27 protein-coding genes are annotated in these 27000 nt (G+C 32.3%); 15 read left to right on the top strand and 12 right to left on the bottom strand.

The features are described 5' to 3' along the window. The first annotated feature begins 5 nt into the window (after positions 1-5). Both JV528_RS02835 and JV528_RS02830 read left to right on the top strand, forming a co-directional pair. Complete coding sequence (locus JV528_RS02835; protein WP_000739218.1) at positions 6-782, top strand: N-acetylglucosaminidase; 777 nt, start codon at positions 6-8, stop codon at positions 780-782. 779 nt (positions 783-1561) lie between these two features. Next, entirely contained in the window at positions 1562-2686 is a 1125-nt protein-coding gene (locus tag JV528_RS02830) for an FAD-dependent monooxygenase (protein WP_000684154.1), read from the top strand. Between the two features lie 91 nt (positions 2687-2777). On the opposite strand, the gene JV528_RS02825 is transcribed toward JV528_RS02830, so the two are convergent. From JV528_RS02825 to JV528_RS02815, 3 genes are all read right to left on the bottom strand, one after another. After that, the gene (locus JV528_RS02825) at positions 2778-3731 is read right to left on the bottom strand and encodes a 2-hydroxyacid dehydrogenase family protein (protein ID WP_000417015.1); all 954 of its coding nucleotides are present in this window, start codon (positions 3729-3731) and stop codon (positions 2778-2780) included. Positions 3732-4091: 360 nt separating this feature from the next. After that, complete coding sequence (locus JV528_RS02820; protein ID WP_000737705.1) at positions 4092-4592, bottom strand: CHAP domain-containing protein; 501 nt, start codon at positions 4590-4592, stop codon at positions 4092-4094. 236 nt (positions 4593-4828) lie between these two features. Next, a complete protein-coding gene (locus tag JV528_RS02815; RefSeq protein WP_000206098.1) occupies positions 4829-5251 on the bottom strand; it encodes a DUF4870 domain-containing protein in 423 nt (140 codons plus the stop codon). A 247-nt stretch (positions 5252-5498) separates the two neighbouring features. On the opposite strand from JV528_RS02815, the gene JV528_RS02810 reads away from it, so the two are divergent. From JV528_RS02810 to JV528_RS02800, 3 genes are all read left to right on the top strand, one after another. Then, entirely contained in the window at positions 5499-6581 is a 1083-nt protein-coding gene (locus JV528_RS02810) for an NAD/NADP-dependent octopine/nopaline dehydrogenase family protein (protein ID WP_000684567.1), read from the top strand. A 94-nt stretch (positions 6582-6675) separates the two neighbouring features. Next, entirely contained in the window at positions 6676-8076 is a 1401-nt protein-coding gene (nhaC, locus tag JV528_RS02805) for a Na+/H+ antiporter NhaC (RefSeq protein ID WP_204177259.1), read from the top strand. Between the two features lie 173 nt (positions 8077-8249). Continuing rightward, positions 8250-8492, top strand: coding sequence for a hypothetical protein (locus tag JV528_RS02800; RefSeq protein ID WP_041204333.1), 243 nt, complete (start codon positions 8250-8252; stop codon positions 8490-8492). Positions 8493-8509: 17 nt separating this feature from the next. On the opposite strand, the gene JV528_RS02795 is transcribed toward JV528_RS02800, so the two are convergent. Next, complete coding sequence (locus JV528_RS02795; protein WP_000717382.1) at positions 8510-9313, bottom strand: CHAP domain-containing protein; 804 nt, start codon at positions 9311-9313, stop codon at positions 8510-8512. Between the two features lie 608 nt (positions 9314-9921). Between JV528_RS02795 and JV528_RS02790 the strand changes: the two genes are divergently transcribed. The 4 genes from JV528_RS02790 to sarR all read left to right on the top strand — a co-directional run bounded on the left by JV528_RS02790 (position 9922) and on the right by sarR (position 13811). Then, positions 9922-11877: a helix-turn-helix transcriptional regulator gene (locus JV528_RS02790; protein ID WP_000131809.1), complete on the top strand. Its 1956-nt coding sequence runs from the start codon at positions 9922-9924 to the stop codon at positions 11875-11877. A 25-nt stretch (positions 11878-11902) separates the two neighbouring features. Further along, on the top strand, positions 11903-12646 hold the full coding sequence (locus JV528_RS02785; RefSeq protein WP_000032844.1) for a SarA family transcriptional regulator: 744 nt from the start codon (positions 11903-11905) through the stop codon (positions 12644-12646). Between the two features lie 63 nt (positions 12647-12709). After that, positions 12710-13036 carry a PH domain-containing protein gene (locus JV528_RS02780; RefSeq protein ID WP_000599589.1) on the top strand — a complete coding sequence of 109 codons (327 nt, stop codon included), beginning with the start codon at positions 12710-12712 and terminating at the stop codon, positions 13034-13036. Between the two features lie 427 nt (positions 13037-13463). Further along, positions 13464-13811, top strand: coding sequence for an HTH-type transcriptional regulator SarR (sarR, locus tag JV528_RS02775; RefSeq protein ID WP_000036076.1), 348 nt, complete (start codon positions 13464-13466; stop codon positions 13809-13811). 188 nt (positions 13812-13999) lie between these two features. Here the strand turns inward: sarR and JV528_RS02770 are convergent, their stop codons facing one another. Genes JV528_RS02770 through JV528_RS02740 form a run of 7 tightly spaced genes read right to left on the bottom strand, consistent with a single transcriptional unit; the run spans position 14000 to position 19048 of the window. Beyond that, complete coding sequence (locus JV528_RS02770; RefSeq protein WP_000344352.1) at positions 14000-14836, bottom strand: urease accessory protein UreD; 837 nt, start codon at positions 14834-14836, stop codon at positions 14000-14002. Beyond that, positions 14836-15450: an urease accessory protein UreG gene (gene ureG, locus JV528_RS02765; RefSeq protein ID WP_204177258.1), complete on the bottom strand. Its 615-nt coding sequence runs from the start codon at positions 15448-15450 to the stop codon at positions 14836-14838. The genes JV528_RS02770 and ureG overlap by 1 nt, the downstream gene beginning before the upstream one ends. Positions 15451-15462: 12 nt before the next feature. After that, the gene (locus JV528_RS02760) at positions 15463-16152 is read right to left on the bottom strand and encodes an urease accessory protein UreF (RefSeq protein ID WP_000565262.1); all 690 of its coding nucleotides are present in this window, start codon (positions 16150-16152) and stop codon (positions 15463-15465) included. After that, on the bottom strand, positions 16145-16597 hold the full coding sequence (gene ureE, locus JV528_RS02755) for an urease accessory protein UreE (RefSeq protein WP_000634586.1): 453 nt from the start codon (positions 16595-16597) through the stop codon (positions 16145-16147). The genes JV528_RS02760 and ureE overlap by 8 nt, the downstream gene beginning before the upstream one ends. 12 nt (positions 16598-16609) lie before the next feature. Then, positions 16610-18325 carry an urease subunit alpha gene (gene ureC, locus JV528_RS02750; protein ID WP_204177257.1) on the bottom strand — a complete coding sequence of 572 codons (1716 nt, stop codon included), beginning with the start codon at positions 18323-18325 and terminating at the stop codon, positions 16610-16612. Continuing rightward, positions 18322-18732: an urease subunit beta gene (locus tag JV528_RS02745; RefSeq protein ID WP_000612131.1), complete on the bottom strand. Its 411-nt coding sequence runs from the start codon at positions 18730-18732 to the stop codon at positions 18322-18324. Before JV528_RS02745 ends, ureC begins: the two co-directional genes overlap by 4 nt. Before the next feature lie 13 nt (positions 18733-18745). Then, positions 18746-19048 (bottom strand): urease subunit gamma, encoded by a 303-nt coding sequence (locus JV528_RS02740; protein WP_000545928.1) that lies wholly within the window; start codon positions 19046-19048, stop codon positions 18746-18748. Positions 19049-19307: 259 nt separating this feature from the next. Here JV528_RS02740 and yut point away from each other — a divergent pair, with 259 nt between their 5' ends. From yut to JV528_RS02710, 6 genes are all read left to right on the top strand, one after another. Continuing rightward, on the top strand, positions 19308-20213 hold the full coding sequence (gene yut, locus JV528_RS02735; RefSeq protein ID WP_001838658.1) for an urea transporter: 906 nt from the start codon (positions 19308-19310) through the stop codon (positions 20211-20213). 446 nt (positions 20214-20659) lie between these two features. Next, the gene (locus JV528_RS02730) at positions 20660-21814 is read left to right on the top strand and encodes an acyl-CoA dehydrogenase family protein (RefSeq protein WP_000999184.1); all 1155 of its coding nucleotides are present in this window, start codon (positions 20660-20662) and stop codon (positions 21812-21814) included. 214 nt (positions 21815-22028) lie between these two features. Beyond that, a complete protein-coding gene (locus JV528_RS02725) occupies positions 22029-22937 on the top strand; it encodes an ABC transporter substrate-binding protein (RefSeq protein WP_000735032.1) in 909 nt (302 codons plus the stop codon). A 399-nt stretch (positions 22938-23336) separates the two neighbouring features. Beyond that, positions 23337-24278 (top strand): nucleoside hydrolase, encoded by a 942-nt coding sequence (locus JV528_RS02720; protein ID WP_000163403.1) that lies wholly within the window; start codon positions 23337-23339, stop codon positions 24276-24278. 120 nt (positions 24279-24398) lie between these two features. Further along, on the top strand, positions 24399-24953 hold the full coding sequence (locus JV528_RS02715) for a biotin transporter BioY (RefSeq protein ID WP_204177255.1): 555 nt from the start codon (positions 24399-24401) through the stop codon (positions 24951-24953). A gap of 71 nt (positions 24954-25024) precedes the next feature. Further along, on the top strand, positions 25025-25795 hold the full coding sequence (locus JV528_RS02710; RefSeq protein ID WP_000146738.1) for a GNAT family N-acetyltransferase: 771 nt from the start codon (positions 25025-25027) through the stop codon (positions 25793-25795). A 171-nt stretch (positions 25796-25966) separates the two neighbouring features. Here JV528_RS02710 and fdhD read toward each other — a convergent pair whose 3' ends face one another. Further along, positions 25967-26764 (bottom strand): formate dehydrogenase accessory sulfurtransferase FdhD, encoded by a 798-nt coding sequence (gene fdhD / locus JV528_RS02705; RefSeq protein WP_001030817.1) that lies wholly within the window; start codon positions 26762-26764, stop codon positions 25967-25969. Between the last annotated feature and the right edge of the window lie 236 nt (positions 26765-27000).

Genomic DNA, 27000 nt, shown 5'->3' with positions numbered 1-27000 from the left:
TCTATATGAAGAAGAATTTCAAGTTACGCATTTCAACGCTACTATTGATAGTTATTTTAGTTGTTTTTGCTATATTACTCATCGTGAATGAAACTAAATTGTTTAAAAATGATGTGAATTACTCTTTTGATGAGGCTGTTTCAATGCAACAAGGGAAAGGTATTGTACAGACAAAAGAAGAGGATGGTAAATTTGTTGAAGCAAATAATAATGAAATTGCTAAAGCAATGACTATTTCACATAAAGACAATGATATGAAGTATATGGATATCACAGAAAAAGTGCCAATGTCGGAATCTGAAGTTAACCAATTGCTAAAAGGTAAGGGGATTTTAGAAAATCGAGGGAAAGTTTTTCTAGAAGCTCAAGAAAAATATGAGGTTAATGTCATTTATCTTGTTAGCCATGCATTAGTAGAAACAGGTAACGGCAAATCAGAATTAGCAAAAGGCATTAAAGATGGAAAAAAACGCTATTACAACTTTTTTGGTATAGGAGCATTCGATAGTAGTGCTGTTCGTAGTGGGAAAAGTTATGCTGAAAAGGAACAATGGACATCACCAGATAAGGCGATACTTGGTGGTGCAAAGTTCATTCGTAATGAATATTTTGAAAACAATCAACTGAATTTATATCAAATGCGATGGAATCCAGAAAATCCTGCGCAACATCAATATGCGAGTGACATTCGCTGGGCAGATAAAATTGCCAAATTAATGGATAAATCCTATAAGCAGTTTGGTATAAAGAAAGATGATATTAGACAAACATATTATAAATAAGACATCGGTGCTTAAAGGGGCTGGAACAATTTATTGTTTCGAGCTCCTTTAGCGCATTCTGAGTGTGTTAGTTAAATGGATTTTAACCTAACAAAAACGCGGGAGTGGGACAGAAATGATAAAGAGCCACTAATGATTTATTATGTAGTGGTTCTTACACATTAGCCACAGCTAATGTGTACTTAAAAATAGGAATACATGAGTAAAACTCATGCATAAGAAATACTAATTTCTATAGAAAAAGTATTTCTTTATCGTTGTCCCACCCCAACTTGCACATTATTGTAAGCTGACTTTCCGCCAGCTTCTATGTTGGGGCCCCGCCAACTTGCACATTATTGTAAGCTGACTTTCCGCCAGCTTCTATGTTGCGGCCCCGCCAACTTGCATTGTCTGTAGAAATTGGGAATCCAATTTCTCTGTGTTGGGGCCCACACCCCAACTCGCATTGCCTGTAGAATTTCTTTTCGAAATTCTCTGTGTTGGGGCCCCTGACTAGAGTTGAAAAAAGCTTGTTGCAAGCGCATTTTCATTCAGTCAACTACTACCAATATAATATTATAGACCCTAGGGCATTGATTTATGTCCCAAGCTCCCACATCATTGTTACAAATGTACATTATGTAAATGAATATTGCTGTCTAAATGTGCATGTAATATACAATGGTGCAGATAATACACTTAAGTCTTTAAAAATGAAACGTTAGTTCCAAGAGTCATTTTTAAACAATAGTGCATGTGATAAAATAGAAAAGAATGAAAAATATAGAGGTGACAATATGAAGATAGCAATTATAGGTGCAGGCATCGGTGGATTAACAGCTGCTGCATTATTACAAGAACAAGGTCATACTATTAAAGTCTTTGAAAAAAATGAGTCAGTTAAAGAAATTGGCGCTGGGATTGGTATCGGAGATAATGTGCTTAAAAAACTAGGTAATCATGACTTAGCTAAAGGTATTAAAAATGCTGGGCAAATCTTATCTACAATGACAGTGTTAGATGACAAAGATCGCCCGTTAACTACTGTTAAATTAAAAAGTAATACATTGAATGTGACGTTACCACGCCAAACATTAATTGACATTATTAAATCTTATGTAAAAGATGATGCAATATTTACAAATCATGAAGTCACGCATATAGATAATGAGACAGATAAAGTTACCATACATTTCGCGGAACAAGAAAGTGAAGCATTTGATTTATGTATTGGTGCTGATGGAATTCATTCTAAAGTGAGACAATCTGTAAATGCTGACAGTAAAGTATTATATCAAGGGTATACATGCTTTAGAGGTTTAATTGATGATATTGATTTAAAGCATCCGGATTGTGCAAAAGAATACTGGGGAAGAAAAGGAAGAGTAGGTATTGTTCCGTTATTAAATAATCAAGCATATTGGTTCATTACAATTAACTCGAAGGAAAACAATCATAAATATAGTTCGTTTGGTAAACCTCATTTGCAAGCATACTTTAATCACTATCCAAATGAAGTTAGAGAGATATTAGACAAACAAAGTGAAACAGGTATCTTATTGCATAATATTTATGATTTGAAACCACTCAAATCTTTTGTTTATGGTCGTACTATTTTACTAGGAGATGCAGCACATGCGACAACGCCTAATATGGGGCAAGGTGCTGGACAAGCAATGGAAGATGCTATTGTATTAGTAAATTGTTTTAACGCATACGACTTTGAAAAAGCATTACAGCGTTATGATAAAATACGTGTCAAACATACTGCAAAAGTAATTAAGCGTTCTAGAAAAATCGGTAAAATTGCCCAATATCGTAGTCGTTTAGTTGTTGCAGTTCGAAATCGTATTATGAAAATGATGCCAAATGCATTAGCAGCTGGACAAACTAAATTCTTATATAAATCGAAAGAAAAATAATACAACAATATGAAAACCCCCGTATGTTGAAACGAGAGCTCAACATATGGGGGTTCTTGTTTTTATAATGTCATTATAATAAATTCAATTATTAGTTAACGATAAATTGTGGTTTCTCACCTTGAACGGCACTAATTGCAGCATTAGCAACAATTTTAGACATCATGTCACGTGCTTCAAATGTAGCATTACCAATATGTGGTGTTAATACTACATTATTAAGTGATTTTAAGTCATCGGTAATATCTGGTTCAAATTCATATACATCAAGTGCAGCACCTTCAATTTCATTATCTTTCAATGCTTGCACTAGTGCTTGTTCGTGCACGATTGGACCACGAGAGGCATTGATTAAATACGCCGTAGATTTCATCATTTTAAATTGTTCTGTATCAATTAAATGATGCATTTTAGGATTATAAGCAGCGTTGATAGTGATAAAATCTGCATTCTTTAATAGTGTATCTAAATCTACATATTTTGCACCGATTTCTCGTTCTTTTTCTTCTTTGCGATTAGGTCCTGTGTATAGTACATCCATGTCAAATGCTCTTGCACGACGCGCTACCGCACTACCAATTTCTCCTAAACCGATAATGCCGATTGTTTTCCCAGATACTTCTCTACCTCTGAAAAATAAAGGTGCCCATCCGTCAAATCCAGTGGTACGTGATAATTGGTCGCCTTCAACAATACGACGCGCTACTGCAAGTACTAATCCAATTGTTAAATCAGCAGTCGCGTTTGTTGATGCTTTAGGTGTGTTTGTAACATCTATACTTTTTTCTCGGGCATACTCGATATCAATATTATTAAAACCAGCGCCATAGTTGGCAATGATTTTTAAGTCTTTACCAGCATCGATAACATCTTTATCAACGTTTGTAGATAATAAACTAATTAAGGCAGTCGCGTTTTTAACACCTTTAATTAAAGTGTCTTTATCGACTAATCCTTTACCTTCATACATTTCAACTTCAAAATGTTCTTGTAAAAGTTTTAAACCTACTTCTGGTATTGCACCAGCAACATAAACTTTTTCCATAAAAGATCACTCCTTTTATCTTAGTATAGTAGAAGATTAGACAGTATACAACTATGTCATGATGTCTTGTGTATCAATGATGTAAGCGTGTACTTTTGATGGAGGTGATATAACTTAGGCACTGTAGAACTATGAATATTGTAATGTGGAAAAACTGGATTAATTAAATTAGATAACATAGTTTTAAAGTTAATAGTATTGAAAAAAATAATATTATGAATATGGGAGTAAATATAAATAAGTAGGTGGCAACGAAAAATAGCAAAAAAAGAGCTTCTCCTATAAAGGAAAGCTCAAAGTTTTTTGATGACATATGTACTAGAATTAAGTTTCAAGACAATATGTATCATCGTGTTTATATTAAATATGGATGTAGTTGTAGTTACCTGCTTCACTTGCAGAAATAGTTCTAGAACTTACTGAGAAAGGTCCGCCACTATAATTCATTTCTGAAATTGTAACTGAACCATCACTGTTTACACTTTCTACATATGCAACGTGACCAAATGGTCCTTCAGAAGATTGTAGGATAGCGCCTTTAGAAGGTGTATGGTTTACTGTGAATCCAGCACCTTGTGCAGCAGCAGCCCAATTATTAGCATTTCCCCAAGTAGAACCGATTTCTCCGCCTACTTTATCATATACATACCAAGTACATTGTCCTGCAGTGTATAAGTTACCAGAATGAGAAATTGATGATGTAGTTGTCGTAGTTGTTGTAGTCGTTGTAGTTTGAGTCGTGTTGTAGTTATAGTTGTTGTAATTTGTATAATTTTCAGCAGCATCTGCATGATGTGCTTGACCTACTAATGCTGTACCGATTCCTGCTGTTAACGTAGTTGCTGTTACTAATTTTTTCATGAATAAAGTCCTCCAAAGTTCTATATCTTTTTTTATAAATAAAACGTAGCGACTGTTTTATTCTTACATCTCGAATTGATGACAATAGTTACTTTAACAAAATTAATGCTTCTTGTGGGGAATGTTATTGATTTGTAAAAGAATAAAAAAACTTTGACTAATTTTGTAATAAAAATTAGTCAAAGTTACAATGAGATTAACAGATAATTAATAGGAAATATTTATTTGTAATATGTTTAAATAAATCGAATTGTTAAAGGTATTACATATTCTTGGCCATTATAATATTTGACACACGCAATAATTGTGAATACAAAAGATAATATTGAGAAAGCGAATATGGATAAAATACCGATAAATGTAATGATGAAACCTATAATGATAATGAAATCAATATCGGTAGCAATTAGGAAAACGCCTATTAAAGTGATAACGACTAAAACGATAGACCAAATAATATATGAAATCGTATAGTTAAGATAATTTTTTCCAGCACGATCAACTAGTTTCGATTCATCTTTTTTCAATAACCATATAATCAGTGGCCCAATAATAGATGTGAATAAACTTAATAAATAGATAAGCATCGCCATAATGTTCTCATCATTGGATTTGCGATTCGGTTGATGATGTGTTATATCGTTCATTTCAGTTGTCATATTAGACACTCCTTTGAAAATTGTAATATTATCTTTAACTATAACAAAATATAATCAAAAATAAACATGTTTATTAAACAATTATTAAAAATAAAAATAATTGGTGGACGTCGGCGTTTAAATAGGTTAATTTAAGGTTATATATACTTAACATTTATAATGATGCGTAATGAATTCGCATCATTTTTATATTGTCTTACGTATAATTTGTTTTTAATTTTAACCAAAGATAGAAAGAGGGTTGTTTATGAAAATAGCAATTGTAGGATCAGGAAATGGCGCAGTTACGGCAGCAGTAGATATGGTGAGCAAAGGCCACGATGTTAAATTATATTGTCGTAATCAATCTATAAGTAAGTTTCAAAACGCAATCGAAAAGGGCGGATTTGATTTTAATAATGAAGGTGATGAACGTTTCGTAAAATTCACTGATATTAGTGATGATATGGAATATGTTTTAAAAGATGCTGAAATTGTTCAAGTGATTATTCCATCTTCATACATAGAGTATTATGCTGATGTAATGGCAGAGCATGTAACTGATAATCAGTTGATATTCTTCAACATGGCTGCAGCAATGGGGTCAATTCGTTTTATGAATGTTTTAGAAGATAGACATATTGAAACAAAACCACAATTAGCGGAAGCTAATACGTTGACGTATGGTACGCGTGTCGATTTTGAAAATGCAGCAGTTGATTTATCTCTAAATGTACGTCGTATCTTCTTTTCAACATATGATAGAAGCTGTCTAAATGATTGTTATGACAAAGTTTCAAGTATTTATGATCATTTAGTAAAAGAGGAAAGCTTAATTAAAACAAATCTTGAAAATGGTAATCCTGAAGTGCATCCAGGACCAACATTATTGAATGTCGGTCGCATTGATTATGCTGGTGAGTTCGCTTTATATAAAGAAGGAATTACTAAACATACAGTTAGATTACTTCATGCAATCGAATTAGAACGTTTAAATTTAGGCCGTAGATTAGGTTTTGAATTATCAACAGCTAAAGAATCACGTATTGAACGTGGTTATTTAGAACGTGATAAAGAAGATGAACCATTAAATCGTTTGTTTAATACAAGCCCAGTATTTTCACAAATTCCAGGACCAAATCATGTAGAAAGCAGATATTTAACTGAAGATATTGCATATGGTTTAGTATTATGGTCAAGCTTAGGTCGTGTTATTGATGTACCGACACCAAATATAGATGCAGTAATTGTAATTGCATCAACTATTTTAGAGAGAGACTTCTTTGAGGAAGGCTTAACAGTTGAAGAAATTGGTTTAGATAAGCTTGATTTAGAAAAATATTTAAAATAAATGATGGCTTGAAGATAGAAAAGGATATAGTATTATGCAAAAGCAATAAATTGAAGAAAAGAGGTTTCTCATCAATAAGCGAAGGGGACGATAGATGATGACAAGAAAACCAACCTTTTTAGAATCAATTTCGACAATGATTGTAATGGTTATTGTTGTTGTAACAGGCTTTGTGTTTTTTGATATTCCAATTCAAGTATTATTAATTATTGCCTCAGCATATGCCACATGGATTGCAAAACGTGTAGGCTTAACATGGCAAGATTTAGAAAAAGGCATTGCAGAACGTTTAAATACTGCAATGCCTGCAATTTTAATTATACTAGCGGTAGGAATTATAGTAGGCAGTTGGATGTTTTCTGGCACAGTGCCAGCCTTGATTTATTATGGCTTAGATTTATTGAATCCAAGCTATTTTTTAATATCAGCCTTTTTTATAAGTGCTGTTACATCTGTAGCAACTGGTACAGCATGGGGCTCTGCATCAACTGCAGGAATTGCACTTATTTCTATTGGTAATCAATTGGGGATTCCTCCAGGGATGGCAGCGGGTGCTATTATAGCTGGGGCTGTGTTTGGCGATAAAATGTCACCATTATCAGATACAACTAATTTAGCGGCGCTTGTTACTAAAGTTAATATATTTAAACATATACATTCGATGATGTGGACGACGATACCTGCGTCAATCATAGGTTTATTAGTATGGTTTATTGCTGGATTTCAATTTAAAGGGCATTCAAATGATAAACAGATCCAAACTTTGTTGTCAGAGCTTGCACAGATTTATCAAATTAACATATGGGTCTGGGTTCCCTTAATTGTGATCATTGTTTGTTTGCTATTTAAAATGGCTACAGTGCCAGCTATGCTAATATCAAGCTTTTCTGCCATTATAGTGGGGACTTTTAATCATCATTTCAAAATGACAGATGGTTTCAAAGCAACATTTAGTGGTTTTAACGACTCAATGATACATCAGTCTCATATTTCATCCGGTGTGAAAAGCTTGATAGAACAGGGTGGTATGATGAGTATGACCCAAATATTAGTAACGATCTTTTGCGGATATGCATTTGCAGGTATTGTAGAAAAAGCAGGATGTTTAGAAGTCTTATTAACTACTATTTCTAAAGGCATCCATTCTTTAGGAAGTTTAATATGTATTACTGTTATTTGTTGTATTGCGCTTGTATTCGCTGCAGGTGTTGCTTCGATTGTAATTATTATGGTCGGTGTGTTAATGAAAGATTTGTTCGAAAAATACCAAGTCTCTCGTTCCGTTTTATCAAGAACACTTGAAGACTCAAGTACGATGGTCTTACCTTTAATACCATGGGGAACATCAGGTATTTACTATACGAATCAACTTCATGTCTCTGTTGGAGAATTTTTCATATGGACAGTACCATGTTATTTATGCGCAATTATAGCAATTATCTATGGTTTTACAGGGATAGGTATTAAAAAGTCATCGAATTCACGTTTAACTTAATGTGAGCGTGGAATATATATAATATGTTGAAACACTTTAATCATTTATAATTGTAGCGGTTATAATTTGAAAAGGTTTTAACTTAGAATAAATATCCTCTATACATATACTGAATATGTTTTGTAGCGGAACATGTTAATATATGTAATGTAAGTTTTATGTCATGATTTGTAATGACTAAATTAATTGAGAATTTGAAGGCAAGTATATTTGTAAGTACTTTAACTAAAAATTTATCAATGTATAGCCGATTTGACGCGCCTAAATTTGGGTGTGTCAATGGCTGTATGTTGTTTATTCTTTATTACAGAGTGAATCGGATTGGTGAAAATCGAAATTTTGAGATTTTTACCAATTCGATTTTTTTCATAGAAATTAAAAAAGCCAGCAAGGTTATTGAAACCTTGTTGGCTTAATTCACTTTCATCACAAATTAGTGAATGAAGTTATATGATGAAGCTTGGCTAGCTGAGATTGTACGTGAAGTTACAACACCTGGACCATAACCATAGTTCATTTCTGAAACTCTTACTGAACCATTACTGTTAACACTTTCAACGTATGCAACGTGACCGTATGCACCTTGAGTTGTTTGCATAATTGCACCAGCTTTTGGTGTATTGTTCACTGTGTAACCAGCTCTTGCAGCTGCGTTAGCCCAGTTACTTGCATTGCCCCAAGTTGAACCGATTTTACCACCTACACGATCAAATACGTAGTATGTACATTGACCAGAAGTGTATAAGTTACGTCCTGAAGTATAACCACTTGAGATTGAACGGCCATTTGATGATGGAGCCATAGTTGTAGTTACTTGAACATTGTTGCTTGAAGTGCTGTAGCTTGCACCTAAACCACCAGTACGGTAGCTGTTTGTGTTGTAACTATTATAGTTATTGTAGTTATATGATTGATTGTTATTTGAGTAGTTGTTGTAACGGCTGTAGTTATTGTAGCTATAACCGTTGTTGTAATTGTTGTAGTTATTGTAGCCATTGTAGTAGTAATAGCTGTAGTAGCCATTATCTTGGTTTAATTGACTTGGATGCCAGTTACCTTTCCATGTATAATGGTAGTTACCTTGTGCATCAATAGTGTAAGTATAGCTATATGATGTTGGGTCATTTGGATTATAACCGTAGTTATCTTGCTCAGAAGCATGAGCTTGATTTCCTGATGCAATTGCGATTGTAGCGAATCCTGCAGTTGCGATAGTAGCTGTAGCGATTTTCTTCATTTTAAAAATATCCTCCTAAAAATTTTAAATCTAAAATATTTTCGTAATGTCCGTGTGACAAAATTAATGTTATAAGTTATCTCTCGTAATTAAACGACAAGAAAGACTATAACAGAAATTAGCGTCCTTGTGTGCTTTGTTAACGTTTTGTAATTTTTTGCCAATATCTTGACACAATAGAATTTTAAAAGTATAGAAATTTGCATTTTGCAAAACTTATAACTACGGCATTCTTTGTGAAAACTGAATGTTTCGAAAATAAGTCTGTTACAAATTTGTAATATTACTGAAAATTCTAAATGTATATTTTGTGCATAATATAGGACTTTTAATCAGAAAATGCATAAAAATTCGACACGAACGATCAAGTTTCTTTGATTATGAAAGCTTTGGTATTTGGATAAAAATGTATATTTAATGGATAAAATATCCTAATTTAGCATAAAAAATGTTTTAATAAAAGTATTATTTGATATAATCGATTTATGTTTTGTTACTGCTAAAAAACATGTGGCGATATAATTGGTAGTGAATATTAGATGTTGACAATTGATTTTAGAAAGACAAACAGGAGTAAATCAATATATTTGTATATGTGAGGATGTAAGATGACAGATAATTATTCACTACATATTTTTAAAAGTATGAAAATGAGTAGTGTGAAGGAAGCAAACTTAAAAATTATATATTGGCTACAAGGTACAGGTGTAGTTTCAATCAATCTACAACAATATGATATAAAAAGAAATGATGTCACCGTTATTATGTTGAATGATTTGTATCAAATTGATGGTCATGATGATAGTGTATGTTGTGTTGTTGAAGTAAGTGCAAAGACATTTTTGAAGTTTATGAATGCAAACTATATGATGCGTGGCAAGATATTAACAAATGAGGTTGCTAGCACTTTTAGAATCTTGATTAAGTATTTAATCTACAGCAAAATTAAACAACAGCCTTATAATGCTAATGATAAGATTATTAATTACATGTGTGTTGAATTAATGTCATTAAATACATACGATGGTAGTCGTCATTTAGTAGCCGAAGAAGTGCACGATTATTTAACAAACAACCACCATAAAAAGATAAATAGGAAAGATGTCATTAATCAAGTTAGTATCACAAACAAAGCTTTAAGTGACATGTTTAAAGCGACACCGTATAGTAATTTTATTCAATATTTAAATCATATTAGACTGGAGCATTGCTTAATTGATATTTTAACTTCTAAGAAGCCAATTGAAGAAATAGCAAGTAGTCATGGTTTTAATCATTATTCTCGTTTTATACACCTCTTTAAAGAAACGTATGGTGACACTCCTAAATTAATTAGAAAAAGATATAGTCCAACATCTCATTCAATTAACCATTCCCAATTAGTTGAAATTGATAAAAATATAATTGAATTATTTGATGATACTAATCAAAGTTCTTCAAGTATGCGCGAGATTGATATACCTTTTGAGCCTACAAAAAGGAGTCAAATGTATCAACCTAAAAACATCTATATTAAAGGAAGTAATTTTTATTGGATGGATTACTATACTATTAAACAAATCATTCAAAGATTAGGTGTTAATCCTGAAAACTTGCATATAATTGTTACATTAGATACAAGCAGTGAGCTATCGATTGAACAAATCACTTTATTACTTCAAAAGATAGTGAATTACAATGTAAATGTAGTATTTCGTATTAAACATGAATATAAGGAATTGTTAACGAGTACTGAAAGAGGCAAGATAGAAAAGCTAGTAGCTACAATTTTTAATATGACTTTTGAGAGTAATAGATGTAAGATTGCATTTTTAATTAACGACTTAAATACTACTGCAATTCAAAAACTGAAACGTTTAATAGATAATTATATAGGAGTATTTGAATTAATATATCATCTGGAACCAAATGAGTTGAATACGCGCTATGATAAAGAAATTGATCATCTAATAGACTATTTTATCTTACCGCTAAGACAAATAGAACAGGTGTCTATTGCACGTTCTAAAATTATATGTGATGTAGATTTGATTAATGAGAATAATGACTTAAAAGAAAAAATCACAATTTCTGATATTAATAAGGTTACTGAACTTTTGACAAATTATACAAAATTTCGAGGACTTATTATTCACATGTCAATTATAAGTGAAGCGAGCAAAGAAATAAATTTGACTAGATTATCAATTTTCATTTTTATCATAAATATACTTAATCAATTACGAGGGATTGTTATTTATCAAAATGACACGATGATTGTAACGAAGTTCAAACATGAAGTACAATGTGTCATTTGTTTGCCAGCCGCATTGTTAAATGAGAATTCAGACGCTATACGTTTATCGTGTAAGGGTCTTCAACAATTTAGCCATGCTAAAACTAAACAAATTGTTTTAAGTATAGATAAAGATAATCATACTTCCGAAAATGGTGTACTTGTGAATGATATTATGCAACAACACAGTTATTGGAAAGCTAATTTTATAGAAAGAAATATTTATGATCATTCATTAATGGTCTCAAGCAATAGTATTGTTCATTTGAAATATCATCTTGAGATATAGGCATGGTTTAAGAGAGGTTTTAAAGATGTCTAAATTTAAAGTTAAGCGTTTAACTGCACACATACTAATGTTGAAAGTCATTAATGATATGTTGAAATATTCATTTCATCTCACTTTGACTCAAGTGAAACTATTAAATCTATTAGTTAAATATGATAATTCTGATTCCAATAGCGCTTCAATAGATAGGTTATTAAAAATGAAAGAAATCCAATCTAAGATGGCACTTCTTCAAATGTTAAGTTATTTAAACAATCATCAATGGCTATTGAAAGGAAGAGATCAAAGGGATCAACGTAAATTGACTATTTCGATTAAAAAAATGCATATAGATAAAATAGAATATATGAATAATGAGCTTAGTGACTATATTGAACGTTATTTTGGTCAATACACATTTGATTTTAGTTGTGACTATGTATCGTATTTATTGTCGTCACAAGAATTGTTGCGAAATCTAAAGTGTTATTTAAATATGTGTCAATTATCATTAGAAGAGTTATACGTTTTAGGAATATTAAATCTGCATAAAGGTCAATTGACGGTTAAAGAATTACAGGGTGAATTCCATCACCCGATATTTGCGGTTAGTCCGATTTTAAAGTGTTTAATTTTGAAAGGATTAGTTAAAAAAGAGAGATGTGAATTAGATGAAAGGCGTGTTATTGTAACAATCAAGCGAGAAAAGTTTTCTAAAGTCACTATGCTTATTCAAGCATGTTATAATTATCTTGAAAAGGGAATACAAGTTAAGCTTAATAATAAATAGTTAATCACTTGTATTTCATATACCTATGAAGAATAGTTTATAGTTTTAAGTGGGAGGGATATTATGATTTTAGATAATGTGAATCCAAATGATTTATTTCCAACTGAAAAAAAGGGTCCGTCAGTGCTAGGAATAATTGAGTATCAAGTTCAAGGTGAGAATGAATTTGAAGGGGCATTTATAGCAACAAATGAAAGATTAATTATGAATGTAGATATGAATGGCCAATTTTATTATAGAAGTATTAGTTATAATGAAATAGAGAAGATAGATTATGATGGTCAAACTATAATGTTCAAATTTAATATTGGTAATGTCCCAATGCATGATATTAAAAGTGATAACGTTGAAATGTTTGTTGAATATGTAAAACAACATATGATAGTATAATATCAATGTATGTAGGTTGATAAGAAGAGTTTGAATGATAACTCATTGCATTTAAAGATAAATGGCATGCGTTATGATTTAAAGCTCTTCTTTTTTTATATTTTATAAATTTTGTGAGCAAGCCATCAAATTAATATAAAAAATATCAAATCAAACACGTTGATATAGATTAAAATTTTAAAAGTTTACATATCAGTTAAGATACAAAATATTCAGACTAATAATTTTCAATTTGGCAAAATATCTTAAACATCAAATTATTATAAGAAATAAATGTATTTAACCATATTCTAGTAATAAAAATATTGAATTTTTATACTTATTTGTTTAGAATGAACTTTATAACATAGTTGGATAGAGTTTCGATTTAATAAATTACATGTGAACCTTGCTACAACAAGATGTGCATCAGAGGAGTGGTTTAATAATGAGTAAAATTAATGACATTAATGATTTAGTCAACGCAACATTTCAAGTTAAGAAGTTTTTCAGAGATACAAAAAAGAAGTTCAATTTGAACTATGAAGAAATTTATATTTTAAATCATATTTTAAGAAGTGAGTCTAACGAAATCTCATCTAAAGAGATTGCTAAGTGCTCAGAGTTCAAACCTTACTATTTAACTAAAGCTTTACAAAAGCTAAAAGATTTAAAATTGTTATCAAAGAAAAGAAGTTTACAAGACGAAAGAACAGTTATTGTTTATGTTACAGATACACAAAAAGCAAATATTCAAAAACTGATTTCAGAATTAGAAGAATACATTAAAAATTAAATCAAGGTTAATTGCGTTTAATAACATTGAACGATAACAATTTATTAAAACGAAGTTATTTATTCAGCATTGGGACATAAAATTAACTTAAAATTTAAATATTGAAGATGCTTTAATTAAAGTTAAAGACTAGCCATACCTTATTTCAGCTTATTAAGCTTGAAACAAGGTACACTAGTCTTTTTATTTTAATATTTTCTTAGAAAATCAAGTTTACGATCATAAATATTTTCTGCGATATAGCTTTGGATGGTTCCAAGTATTTTCTCTATAATTTGTGTGCGATAAGCAAAAATTCTAACTGCAAAACCATGTGTAGGCAATTGAGAAATAGCAACACGACAATCGAATGTATTGCTATAAGAACTAATGGTTTCATAAACTGAATCGATTAGTTTTTGGTTAACATCTTCGTGTATGAAATAAGCAGAGCCATAATGAGAGTAATGTTCCATATAACCTATTTCATTTATCGATTGTTTATTAGGATTCAATAATAAATTATCATATGTGACTAACTCATCTTCAATATAAATTTCATTTATTAAATGCATATATTGATACTTGAAGGCTTCGCCAGTTTTTGAATAACCAGGAGTTAAAATATCAGTATAAAATAATGAACTAGAATTATTGAGATTGAACGTATTGTGTTGATAAAATTTAGCATTTTCATATGCGATGATTGGATCAGCGACATATTCTAAATATGCGTTATCTTTCAAATTAAAAGTTTGATACTGCTCAACATGATTGGAAGGTGTCTTGTATATTTTTGTTGCACCTTGAGATGTCAATGTCACTTTAGCGTTATCTTCGACATTCACATTCATACGGTAACGATCTCCATCTAAATAACCACCACCTACATTCACTATATAAAATGTAGGAATGGTAGATTGATTTAGATAAACTGGACGTATCACTTTAAGTGCTTTTTCAAAGAAAATATCTCTTGATACTGATCGATTGCCATCAAAAAACACTGTTAAATCAAGTTGCCCAGTCCATTGTTGTTCATCCATTATGATAATCCTTTGAGTAAAGTGTCGCGTTCAATCCAATCGATAACTTCATCCAAACCTTCGTCGGTTTTTAAATTAGTAAAAGTAAATGGACGTTTACCACGAAATACTTTAGTATCTTCAGCCATTTGTTCTAATGATGCACCAACATAGGGAGCTAAATCTGTTTTGTTAATTACAAAGAAATCTGACTTAATCATACCTTGACCACCTTTAAGTGGAATCTTTTCACCTTGAGCAACATCGATAATATAAATTGAAAAGTCAACAAGTTCTGGACTAAATGTTGCTGCTAAGTTATCGCCACCAGATTCTATGAAAATTAGTTCTATATCGTCATGACGTTCTAATAATTCGTCTATTGCTGCAAAATTCATAGATGCATCTTCACGAATCGCAGTATGAGGACATCCACCAGTTTCAACACCAATGATACGACTTTCAGGTAGAACTCCTGAATTTACTAATATCTTTTCGTCTTCTTTTGTATATATATCATTTGTAATAACGCCGATACTCATTTCTTTTGAAAGACGTTTTACAACTTTTTCAATTAATTGTGTTTTACCTGCACCTACAGGACCACCAATACCAATTTTAATCGGATTTGCCACAATTATAACCTCCTATGATATGAAAATTCTAACATTGACGTTCTCATGCGCCATTTGATTTAGTTCTAAACCAGGCGCTGTCATGCCAAAATCTGCTTCTTTTAATTCGAAAATCTGCTTTCTTGTTTCTTCTATATAAGGAATCATATGAGTAACTATCTTTTGACCAGCAGTTTGTCCAAGTGGAATAGCACGAACAGCATTTTGAGTTAAACTTGAAACATTTTGATATAAATAATAATCAATAATCGTTTTAATATCTACACCTAAATGATGGCCTAGCATAGTAAAACAAATAGCTGGATTTAACTTTGCTTTCTTATTTTGCATTTGTTGATGATACCAAGCAATCCATGGGCTATTATAAAGTTCTAAAGCCAGTTTAACCATGCGAGTCCCCATTTGTTTTGCACCAACACGTGTTTCTTTAGGTAAGTTTTGAACAAACATCAGCTTATCTATGTGCAATACTTTTTGTGTATCATCATTTTCCAATGCATCATAAACTAAACGCATGGCTAAACCATCAGAATAGGTAAGTTGCTCTTGTAAAAACATTTTTAACCAAGCAATAAAAGTATGATCATCATGAATTATATTTCGTTGAATATATGTTTCAAGACCAAATGAATGACTGAAAGCACCTGTTGGAAACTGTGAATCACAGAACTGAAATAATCTTAAGTGTGTATGATCAATCATGAGAATGTCCTATATGTCTGAAAGCCTTATTAACTTTACGGTCTTCTCGAACATATGGGATGCCTAAACTTTTTAATAAATCTTCAACTAAATAATCATATTGTACTAGCATTTCAGTCTCTGTAAATTGTGCTGGCAAATGACGATTTCCTAATTGATGGGCTATATCTCCCATTTCTTGTAATGTTCTTGGTTGAATCACTAAAAGATCTTCTGAATTAACATCCACAATAATCATATTATGGTCATCTGCGTATAAAATATCTCCATATTGTAAGTCAATAGGTTGTTTTAAACGAATGCCTATTTCAGTGCCATGGTCTGTAACGACTCTTTGAATACGCTTAATGAGATCTGAATTTTCAAGGTATACTTTTTCGACGTGCTTTTGTTTTTCTGAATTTGACAAATTGGCAATATTGCCTTGGATTTCTTCAACAATCATTCTATGTTCCTCCTAGAATAAGAAGTATCTTTGAGTTAATGGTAACTCAGTTGCTGCATTACTTGTAATTTTTTCTCCATCTACATATACTTCATATGTTTGTGGATCAACGTCTAATTTAGGTGTTGCACTGTTGTTTTTCATATCTGCTTTAGATAATTGTCTAATATTTTTAACTGGACGCACCATGCGTTTTAAATTTAATGCACGATTGATACCATTTTCATAAGCAGTTTTAGACACGAATGTCATTGACGTACTTGTAAGGTTTCCGCCGTATTGACCATACATTTTACGGTACTTCATTGGTTCAGATGTAGGTATAGAACCATTTGCATCGCCATTTACGGCAGAGTTAATTAATCCACCTTTTACAACTAATTCAGGTTTAACACCAAAGAAAATTGGGTCCCATAAGACAATGTCAGCTAGTTTGCCCGGCTCGATAGATCCTACATATTCAGAAATACCATGTGTAATTGCTGGGTTAATTGTATATTTAGCGATATAACGTTTGATGCGATTATTATCATTATGTTCAAAATCACCATCTAAAGGACCACGTTGTTCTTTCATGTGATGTGCTACTTGCCATGTTCGTGTAATTACTTCACCTACACGGCCCATTGCCTGTGAATCGGAACTAATCATACTGAATACACCCATATCTTGCAGAACATCTTCTGCTGCAATCGTTTCTTTACGAATACGTGAATCTGCGAATGCAATATCTTCAGGAATAGCCGCATTTAAATGGTGAGTAATCATTACCATATCTAAATGTTCATCTACAGTATTATGTGTATAAGGCAAAGTTGGATTTGTAGATGAAGGTAAAATATTTGAAAATGCAGCGGATTTAATTAAATCAGGCGCATGACCGCCACCAGCACCTTCAGTATGGTACATATGAAGTACACGGTCTTTAACAGCAGCCATTGTGTCTTCCATAAATCCTGCTTCATTTAAAGTATCTGCATGTAATGCAATTTGAACATCAAATTCATCAGCAACATCTAATGCATGACTCAAAGCAGATGGTGTTGCACCCCAGTCTTCATGTACTTTTAATCCAATTGCTCCGGCATTGATTTGTTCAATGAGTGCAGTTGGATTTGTTGCTTGTCCTTTACCTGTAAAACCGACATTAATCGGTAAACCTTCGGCAGCTTCTAACATTCTATGAATATGCCATGGACCTGGAGTTACAGTTGTTGCTTTAGAACCTTCTGAAGCACCAGTACCACCACCAATATGAGTCGTAATACCACTTTCTAATGCGACCTCTGCTTGTTCAGGATTAATAAAATGAACATGAGTATCAATACCACCAGCAGTGACGATTTTACCTTCAGCGGCAATGATATCTGTTGTTGAACCTATAATAATGTCGACATTATCCATTATATCCGGGTTGCCGGCATTTCCAATGGCGAAAATATAACCATTTTTAATACCTATATCGGCTTTAACAACTTTATCGTAATCGATAATAACGGCATTAGAAATAACAAGGTCTGCAACGTTCACGTCATCACGTGTTACACGAGGATTTTGCGCCATACCGTCTCTAATAGATTTACCACCACCAAAGGTAGCTTCTTCACCATAAACTGCATAGTCTTTTTCTATTTGAGCAAATAGATTCGTATCACCTAAACGAATAGAATCTCCAACAGTAGGACCGTATAAGCTCGTATATTGATTTTGCGTCATTTTAAAGCTCATGATCTTTTTCCTCCTTTTTTATTCACGTTTTCATTACCGTTATCTCCGAATACACCTGCATATTCATCATTTTCATCAGTTGGGCGATAGACACGTGACTCATCGATAGGACCATTGACCATTCCACGAAAACCAAAAATTTTACGTTTGCCAGCATATTCAACTAATTGAACTTCTTTTTTATCCCCAGGTTCAAATCGAACAGCTGCTCCAGCTGGAATATCTAAATGTTTTCCATATGCCATTTCACGTTCGAAATCTAATGCTGCATTTGCTTCATAAAAATGAAAATGTGAGCCCACTTGAATTGGTCGATCTCCTGTATTTTCAACTTCGATAACTGTTTCAGGATGATGGTTATTAATTTCAACCTCTGTACTTTTTGTAATAATTTCTCCTGGTATCATTTGACTGCCTCCTTTAAACAATAGGGTGATGTACTGTGATTAACTTAGTGCCATCGGGGAACGTAGCCTCGATTTCGATATCTGTAATCATGTGTTCGACACCATCCATGACATCTTCTTTGTTTAGAATTTGTCTACCATAACTCATTAACTCTGCAACGGTCTTACCATCGCGTGCACCTTCTAATAATTCATCGCTGATTAAAGCTAATGCCTCAGGATGATTTAGTTTCAAACCACGTGCTTTACGACGACGTGCAACTTCCGCCGCCACTACAATCATTAATTTGTCTTGCTCTCGTTGTGTAAAATGCAAATTAAAACCCCCAATTTCATATTAGATACAATTTACAAAATTTATATTAATCCTAATTGTTGTGATAAACAAGTAATATACAAAGTTTAATACGCAATAGTAAAAAATAAATTTACTATTTCGTATTTAAAAATATATGATTACAATTAAAACAAATAGCAAAAGATATTTAGGATTTGGAAAATAGAGTTTTTAATATAACTTTTTGTAAAATGGTAGTATATTAATGAGTAAACATTCAAGAAAAAGGGTGGGCATTTTGAAAATGATAGATGTGCTTTTGAAAAATATATCTCAAGTAGTGTTAATTAGTAATAAGTGGACTGGTTTGTTTATCTTGATTGGATTATTCGTGGCCAACTGGACAGTTGGATTAGCAGCTATGCTAGGTAGTATCATAGCTTATGCATTTGCACGTTACATTAATTATAGTGAAGCAGAGATTAATGATGGGTTAGCTGGATTTAATCCAGTGTTAACTGCCATTGCGTTAACAATATTTTTAGATAAGTCAGGATTAGATATTGTTATAACAATGATAGCAACTTTATTAACGTTACCAGTTGCTGCTGCAGTGAGAGAAGTTTTAAGACCATATAAAGTTCCGATGCTGACGATGCCTTTTGTCATTGTGACTTGGTTTACAATTTTACTTTCAGGACAGGTTAAATTTGTAGATACATCGTTAAAGTTAATGCCTCAAAACATTGAAACGGTTAATTTTAGCAACAATGATCGAATACATTTCATTCAGTCATTATTTGAAGGATTCAGTCAAGTATTTATCGAAGCGAGTGTAATTGGTGGCGTATGTATTTTAATCGGCATATTGATAGCATCAAGAAAAGCAGCACTCTTAGCTGTTATAGCTAGTTTGTTAAGCTTTATCATTGTAGCTCTATTAGGTGGTAATTATGATGATATTAATCAAGGGTTATTCGGTTATAACTTTGTATTAATGGCAATCGCACTAGGATATACATTTAAAACAGCGATTAACCCTTATATTTCGACTTTTTTAGGTGTGTTATTAACAGTAGTGGTGCAACTTGGTACAACAACATTGCTTGAACCGTTTGGCTTACCTGCATTAACATTGCCATTTATTATTGTGACATGGATTTTATTATTTGCTGGTATTAAACATGACAAAGTAGATGCTTGATAGTTAAATCAAACCTAGTATTGTTTGAATATCGGGAGTGGGACAGAAATGATATTTTCGCAAAATTTATTTCGTCGTCCCACCCCAACTTGCATTGTCTGTAGAAATTGGGAATCCAATTTCTCTTTGTTGGGGCCCCGCCCCAACTCGCATTGCCTGTAGAATTTCTTTTCGAAATTCTCTGTGTTGGGGCCCCTGACTAGAATTGAAAAATGCTTGTTACAAGCGCATTTTTGTTCAGTCAACTACTGCCAATATAACTTCGTAGAGCATAGAACATTGATTTATGTCCCAGCCTGGTATTTTTATGGATAAAATTAAGTGCATACTTAATCGAATTATCAGCTTTCTTTTAATTGTTCACAGCACGTTCCTTTTTATTTTTAAAGTCGAGTGTTAAACTAGGAATAAATAATTTATATTGTGTGTTGTGTGGGGTGACTAATATGAATGATATGGATAATTCCTTTTTAATAACAACGGAAATTCAAAGAAAATGGATTGAAAAATTCAAAGCAATTGGAGATACATTTAAGGCTAAGTCTGAATATAATGATCAACATAGCCAATTTCCATATAAAAATATTGAATGGTTAATTAAAGAAGGTTATGGAAAATTAACGTTACCAAAAGCATATGGTGGTGAAGGTGCGACCATAGAAGACATGGTTATTTTGCAATCATTTTTAGGCGAACTTGATGGTGCCACTGCATTATCTATTGGTTGGCATGTGAGTGTCGTAGGACAAATTTATGAACAGAAATTATGGTCTCAAGATATGTTGGAGCAATTTGCTGTTGAAATTAATAATGGTGCATTAGTTAATAGAGCAGTTAGTGAAGCTGAAATGGGTAGTCCAACAAGAGGGGGAAGACCAAGTACACATGCTGTTAAAGCTGATGATGGGTATATTTTAAATGGTGTGAAGACATATACTTCAATGAGTAAAGCACTAACACATATTATTGTTGCTGCTTATATAGAAGAATTAGAAAGTGTTGGTTTTTTCTTAGTGGACAGGAATTTGCCTGGTGTTGAAATTGCCGATAATTGGGACGTATTAGGTATGCGAGCGACAGAAAGTCATGATTTAATATTAAATGATGTAAAAGTACCATTAAAACATTTAGTGGAAACAGAGAAAAGTAAAGCGCCAAATGGTTGGATATTGCATATACCAAGCTGTTATTTAGGTATAGCACAAGCTGCTAGAAATTATGCTGTAGACTTTGCAATCCAACATAGCCCTAATAGTATTGAAGGAACGATTGCAACATTGCCAACTGTGCAACAAAATTTAGGGAAAATGGAAACGCTATTGTTATGTGCTAGACAATTTTTATGGAGTACAGCAAAAGGCTATCAACAATATAAAGATGACAGTCAGATAAGAAATTCAACAAGTGCGAGTAAAGTGATGGTAATGAATCAAGGGCTTGAAGTGATTGATTTAGCGATGAGAATAGTTGGTGCTAAAAGCTTAGAAATGAATCGACCATTACAACGTTACTATCGTGACATGCGTGCAGGATTACACAATCCACCTATGGAAGATGCAGCATATACAAATATTGCTAAGAGTATTACAAATACATTTTAAATTTAAAAAGGTAAATCGATCGTTGATTGGCATAAAGAGATGACATTTGACGTTCGGATTTACCCTTTTTTTGTGGGGGTTTATAGGGATGTTAAGATATTTTGCTAAATTTTTTGAGAAAATAAAAAAATAAATAACACTAGCTATTGTAAATGTATATGCAATCTTGTATAATTTTGAAATAATTGATAATCATTTTCAATAGGAGGAAATTATGAAAAAACTATTATTACCATTAATAATTATGTTATTAGTGTTAGCTGCGTGTGGGAACCAAGGTGAAAAAAATAACAAAGCTGAAACTAAATCTTATAAAATGGACGATGGCAAAACGGTAGACATTCCGAAAGACCCTAAACGCATTGCAGTAGTTGCGCCAACATATGCTGGTGGACTTAAAAAATTAGGTGCAAACATTGTAGCTGTAAATCAACAAGTTGATCAAAGCAAAGTATTAAAAGATAAATTTGAAGGTGTTACAAAAATTGGTGATGGCGATGTAGAAAAAGTTGCTAAAGAAAAGCCAGATTTAATTATTGTATACTCTACTGACAAAGACATTAAAAAATATCAAAAAGTAGCACCAACAGTAGTTGTTGACTATAATAAGCATAAATATTTAGAACAACAAGAAATGTTAGGGAAAATTGTTGGTAAAGAAGATAAAGTAAAAGCTTGGAAGAAAGATTGGGAAGAAACAACTGCTAAAGACGGTAAAGAAATTAAAAAAGCAATTGGACAAGATGCAACAGTGTCATTGTTTGATGAATTTGATAAAAAATTATACACTTACGGCGATAACTGGGGTCGTGGTGGAGAAGTACTATATCAAGCATTTGGTTTAAAAATGCAACCAGAACAACAAAAGTTAACTGCAAAAGCAGGTTGGGCTGAAGTGAAACAAGAAGAAATTGAAAAATATGCTGGTGATTACATTGTGAGTACAAGTGAAGGTAAACCTACACCAGGATATGAATCAACAAACATGTGGAAGAATTTGAAAGCTACTAAAGAAGGACATATTGTTAAAGTTGATGCTGGTACATACTGGTACAACGATCCTTATACATTAGATTTCATGCGTAAAGATTTAAAAGAAAAATTAATTAAAGCTGCAAAATAATTCAGCTATATAAGTTAGTGAAATGAGAGTCTGAAACATATCAATCTTTTGATATTGTATTAGGCTCTCATTTTTATAGCAAGAAAGTTAGAGTTTTGTATTTTTTAAAAATAATAAGTGCCGTTGTTATCATTCAATTTAATTAATGATAGATTAGTATTATTACAGCTAAAGTAGTATACCTGAGAAAATAGCTCAATGTATCTCTTCATTAATAAGTTATATCATAATTATTTTAATACATACTTTATGGAAGCCATATCAGGGAATGGCTATCAATTAAAGAAGAGGTTTAAAAGGATTACAACAGAATGTTATGATTTTGTAGAAAGATATATAACAACGTTTTATAAAAACATAATATTGTTAATGGAAAATGAAATGTAAGGGGGATTTCGAGTGACTAAGAAAGTTTATTTTAACCACGATGGTGGTGTAGATGATTTAGTATCTCTATTTTTATTATTACAAATGGAAAACGTTCATTTGATAGGGGTCAGTACAATTGGTGCTGATTGTTATTTAGAGCCATCTTTGAGCGCATCAGTAAAAATTATTAATCGTTTTTCAAATGAAGATATTCAAGTTGCGCCATCATATGAACGAGGAAAAAATCCATTTCCTAAAGAATGGCGTATGCATGCCTTTTTTATGGACGCATTGCCAATTTTAAATGAGCCAGTCAAACACGTTGCTTCAAATGTGAGCGACAAAGAAGCCTTTGAAGACATTATTCAAACTTTAAAGAGACAATCAGAAAAAGTAACATTATTATTTACAGGCCCGCTTACAGATTTAGCAAAAGCACTACAAAAAGATTCATCAATCGTTCAGTATATAGAAAAATTAGTTTGGATGGGTGGTACCTTTTTACCAAAAGGAAATGTTGAAGAACCTGAACATGATGGTTCTGCAGAATGGAATGCATATTGGGATCCAGAAGCGGTTAAAATTGTTTTTGATAGCGATATAGAGATTGATATGATTGCTTTAGAAAGTACGAATCAAGTACCGCTAACGTTAGATGTTAGACAAAGATGGGCGAATGAACGCCAATATACGGGCATTGATTTTTTAGGAGTAAGTTATGCAGCGGTACCACCATTAACACACTTTATAACAAATTCTACATACTTTTTATGGGATGTTTTAACGACTGCTTATATTGGTAACAAGGACTTGGTTCATTCTATTGAGAAGAAAGTAGATGTAATAAGTTATGGCCCAAGTCAAGGTAAGACATTTGAGTGTAAAGATGGGCGCAAAATTAATGTCATAAATCATGTAGATAACAATGCATTTTTTGACTATATAACTACACTTGCTAAAAAAGTAAATTAACAGCTGTGTAGAATAATTAATGTTTTAATTTATATAGAACAACTCATTGTAAACTTTTCGTTTCTTAAAGTTTACAATGGTGCTATAATAATGGTCATGAAATACGAAAGGAAGTAAAAAATGACAACAAAACAGTTAGTATATACAGCTTTAATGACAGCGATTATCGCTATTCTAGGATTGGTACCGGTAATTCCACTACCATTTTCTTCAGTACCAATTGTACTTCAAAACATTGGTATTTTCTTAGCAGGTGTGATTTTAGGACGTAAATATGGCACATTAAGTGTTATCGTCTTTTTATTATTAGTAGTTGCCGGCTTGCCACTGTTATCAGGCGGTCGCGGTGGCATTGGTGTATTCACAGGTCCTTCAGCAGGGTTTTTACTATTATATCCAGTTGTAGCATTCATGATTGGTGCGATTCGTGATAGATTCATCAATGAAATTAATTTCTGGATTTTATTCGTTGGTATTTTAGTTTTTGGTGTTATAGCATTAGATGTTATTGGTACATTGATTATGGGCATGATTATTAATATACCATTTACGAAAGCTATTTCAATTTCATTAGCTTATTTACCTGGTGATATATTAAAAGCAATTGTAGCAAGTTTGATTGGTACAGCTTTACTTAATCACTCGCAGTTTCGTCAAATTATGGGATTAAAATAATCATATTTAAGATAGTAAAGTAATTGAATAAGTTGCTTTGAAATTTATTAAAGTGAAAGGAGTAGGTGTCAATGGCTAGTATAAGTATGTCAGATATATATTGTAACGGTACTATATTTGAAAATGACGACGAGCAGTTGATTTATTTAACGCCTTCTTTTCCACAACGATACACAAGCAACACATGGATATATAAAAAGACGCCTACCGAAGAGCGATGGCTGAAAGACTTAGAACGTCAACATCAATTACATACAAATCAAGGTTCAAATCATTATGCGTTTAGTTTCCCGGAAAATGAACAACTTGATAATCATTGGATGGCTATGTTTGAAGATATGAATTTTGAACTAGGTATTATGGAATTGTATGCCATAGAAAGTGATGCGCTTGCCAATTTGCCGCGTAACTCTGACGTTGAAATTGCCATCGTTGACGAGTCGCATATAGATGCCTATTTAAAAGTTGCATATCAATTTAGTTTGCCATTTGGAAAAGACTATGCAGATGCACATGAAAAAATGGTAAGGGAACATTATCAAAAAGATGTGATTAAACGCTTAGTAGCTTATTTAAATAATGAACCTATTGGCGTTGTAGATGTCATTGAAAGTGAAAATTACATTGAATTAGATGGATTTGGTGTATTAGAACAATTTCGGCACCAAGGAATTGGATCTACAATTCAATCGTTGATAGGTGAATACGCCATATCAAAAAATCACAAACCAATCATATTAGTTGCAGATGGTGAAGATACAGCAAAAGATATGTATGCAAAGCAAGGTTATGTTTACCAATCATTTTGTTATCAAATATTAAAAGAAGATATTGGAAATTAACGATTGATGATAGGTTTGTATTAGAATAAAAAAGCAGTAAGCTGGTTTCGAGTAGAAATCAACTTACTGCTTTTTAAATTGTTTTGAGCTACTTATACTTATAAAAATAGTGCTTTTATATTGTTGATTCATGTAGAATATCGTTCATTATGTCACACTATAATGAATATGTTATTGTTTAGAATCAATGATACGTTCTGGATGACTGTATATATTAAAGCCACCATTTCGAATAAATCCAACTGCCGTAATATTTAGGTCATTAGCTAAGGTTACAGCAAGCGTTGTCGGAGCCGATTTAGATAAAATGACGCCAACACCAATTTTCGCGGCTTTAATTAAAATTTCTGATGAAATACGTCCACTGAAAATTAATACTTTATCTCGGACAGTAATATGTCGCTGAATACAAAATCCATATAATTTATCTAGAGCGTTATGTCTACCAATGTCTTGTCGATGTACAAAAAATGTCAAACCATCGCTTATAGCAGCATTATGTAAGCCACCTGTTTCTTGGTAAATATGACTTGCACTTTGTAATCGAGTCATCATGTTAATAATTTGTATTGGAGTTAAAGTGATTTTAGACATAGATGTTTTAGCGATAGCAGCATCATTTTGAAAATAAAACTCACGACTCTTTCCACAACAAGATGCAATCATTCGTTTTGTGGAATATTGAAAGCGATCGCCTAAATCTTTATTAAGTTCAACATGGGCAAAACCTTTACTATCATCAATCAGTACAGATTTTAATTCATCTCGCTTTAAAATGGCACCTTCCGAAGCCAGAAATCCAATGACTAACTCCTCAAGGTTTGTTGGACTGCATATAACAGTCGCAAATTCTTCACCATTCACCATAATTGTAAGTGGGAATTCTGTCACATATTGATCTGTTGTATTGAATAATTTTCCATCTTCATATCTAACAATTGGTTGATCTAAAGATACATCTTTGTTCATTATCTAACCCCTTTAATTAGCTTGAACTTTATTTTAAAGCAATTTGCTTAAAATTTTAACATATTTGCTTAAGTTTGAAATTTGATTGATAAAAATTAATAGCGAGCAATCAGTTTGATTTAAATTGATTTCGAGAATGTACATACTAGGGCATCAATTAATAAATATCAATCTTATGAAAATTTGACAATTGTTTGAATCAATATATAAACAGGCAACGGTTCTTTTCAAATATA

This window comes from Staphylococcus sp. GDB20D11A, from assembly GCF_016893255.1.
Lineage (GTDB): Bacteria > Bacillota > Bacilli > Staphylococcales > Staphylococcaceae > Staphylococcus > Staphylococcus aureus.
Note: the sequence above shows the minus strand (reverse complement) of the source record. Positions and strands in the feature narration are given on the sequence as shown.

What these genes read in the sequence shown, in the direction of transcription:
- JV528_RS02770 (WP_000344352.1), bottom strand. Translation starts at nt 14,836, where the DNA reads ATGGATGAACAACAATGGACTGGGCAACTTGATTTAACAGTGTTTTTT.
- JV528_RS02820 (WP_000737705.1), bottom strand. Translation starts at nt 4,592, where the DNA reads ATGAAAAAATTAGTAACAGCAACTACGTTAACAGCAGGAATCGGTACA.
- ureC (WP_204177257.1), bottom strand. Translation starts at nt 18,325, where the DNA reads ATGAGCTTTAAAATGACGCAAAATCAATATACGAGCTTATACGGTCCT.
- JV528_RS02760 (WP_000565262.1), bottom strand. Translation starts at nt 16,152, where the DNA reads ATGATTGATCATACACACTTAAGATTATTTCAGTTCTGTGATTCACAG.
- fdhD (WP_001030817.1), bottom strand. Translation starts at nt 26,764, where the DNA reads ATGAACAAAGATGTATCTTTAGATCAACCAATTGTTAGATATGAAGAT.
- JV528_RS02795 (WP_000717382.1), bottom strand. Translation starts at nt 9,313, where the DNA reads ATGAAGAAAATCGCTACAGCTACTATCGCAACTGCAGGATTCGCTACA.
- JV528_RS02830 (WP_000684154.1), top strand. Translation starts at nt 1,562, where the DNA reads ATGAAGATAGCAATTATAGGTGCAGGCATCGGTGGATTAACAGCTGCT.
- JV528_RS02800 (WP_041204333.1), top strand. Translation starts at nt 8,250, where the DNA reads ATGACTAAATTAATTGAGAATTTGAAGGCAAGTATATTTGTAAGTACT.
- JV528_RS02815 (WP_000206098.1), bottom strand. Translation starts at nt 5,251, where the DNA reads ATGACAACTGAAATGAACGATATAACACATCATCAACCGAATCGCAAA.
- JV528_RS02745 (WP_000612131.1), bottom strand. Translation starts at nt 18,732, where the DNA reads ATGATACCAGGAGAAATTATTACAAAAAGTACAGAGGTTGAAATTAAT.
- nhaC (WP_204177259.1), top strand. Translation starts at nt 6,676, where the DNA reads ATGATGACAAGAAAACCAACCTTTTTAGAATCAATTTCGACAATGATT.
- JV528_RS02825 (WP_000417015.1), bottom strand. Translation starts at nt 3,731, where the DNA reads ATGGAAAAAGTTTATGTTGCTGGTGCAATACCAGAAGTAGGTTTAAAA.
- JV528_RS02725 (WP_000735032.1), top strand. Translation starts at nt 22,029, where the DNA reads ATGAAAAAACTATTATTACCATTAATAATTATGTTATTAGTGTTAGCT.
- ureE (WP_000634586.1), bottom strand. Translation starts at nt 16,597, where the DNA reads ATGATTGTTGAAGAAATCCAAGGCAATATTGCCAATTTGTCAAATTCA.
- JV528_RS02835 (WP_000739218.1), top strand. Translation starts at nt 6, where the DNA reads ATGAAGAAGAATTTCAAGTTACGCATTTCAACGCTACTATTGATAGTT.
- JV528_RS02710 (WP_000146738.1), top strand. Translation starts at nt 25,025, where the DNA reads ATGGCTAGTATAAGTATGTCAGATATATATTGTAACGGTACTATATTT.
- JV528_RS02715 (WP_204177255.1), top strand. Translation starts at nt 24,399, where the DNA reads ATGACAACAAAACAGTTAGTATATACAGCTTTAATGACAGCGATTATC.
- sarR (WP_000036076.1), top strand. Translation starts at nt 13,464, where the DNA reads ATGAGTAAAATTAATGACATTAATGATTTAGTCAACGCAACATTTCAA.
- JV528_RS02780 (WP_000599589.1), top strand. Translation starts at nt 12,710, where the DNA reads ATGATTTTAGATAATGTGAATCCAAATGATTTATTTCCAACTGAAAAA.
- JV528_RS02785 (WP_000032844.1), top strand. Translation starts at nt 11,903, where the DNA reads ATGTCTAAATTTAAAGTTAAGCGTTTAACTGCACACATACTAATGTTG.
- JV528_RS02810 (WP_000684567.1), top strand. Translation starts at nt 5,499, where the DNA reads ATGAAAATAGCAATTGTAGGATCAGGAAATGGCGCAGTTACGGCAGCA.
- JV528_RS02790 (WP_000131809.1), top strand. Translation starts at nt 9,922, where the DNA reads ATGACAGATAATTATTCACTACATATTTTTAAAAGTATGAAAATGAGT.
- JV528_RS02730 (WP_000999184.1), top strand. Translation starts at nt 20,660, where the DNA reads ATGAATGATATGGATAATTCCTTTTTAATAACAACGGAAATTCAAAGA.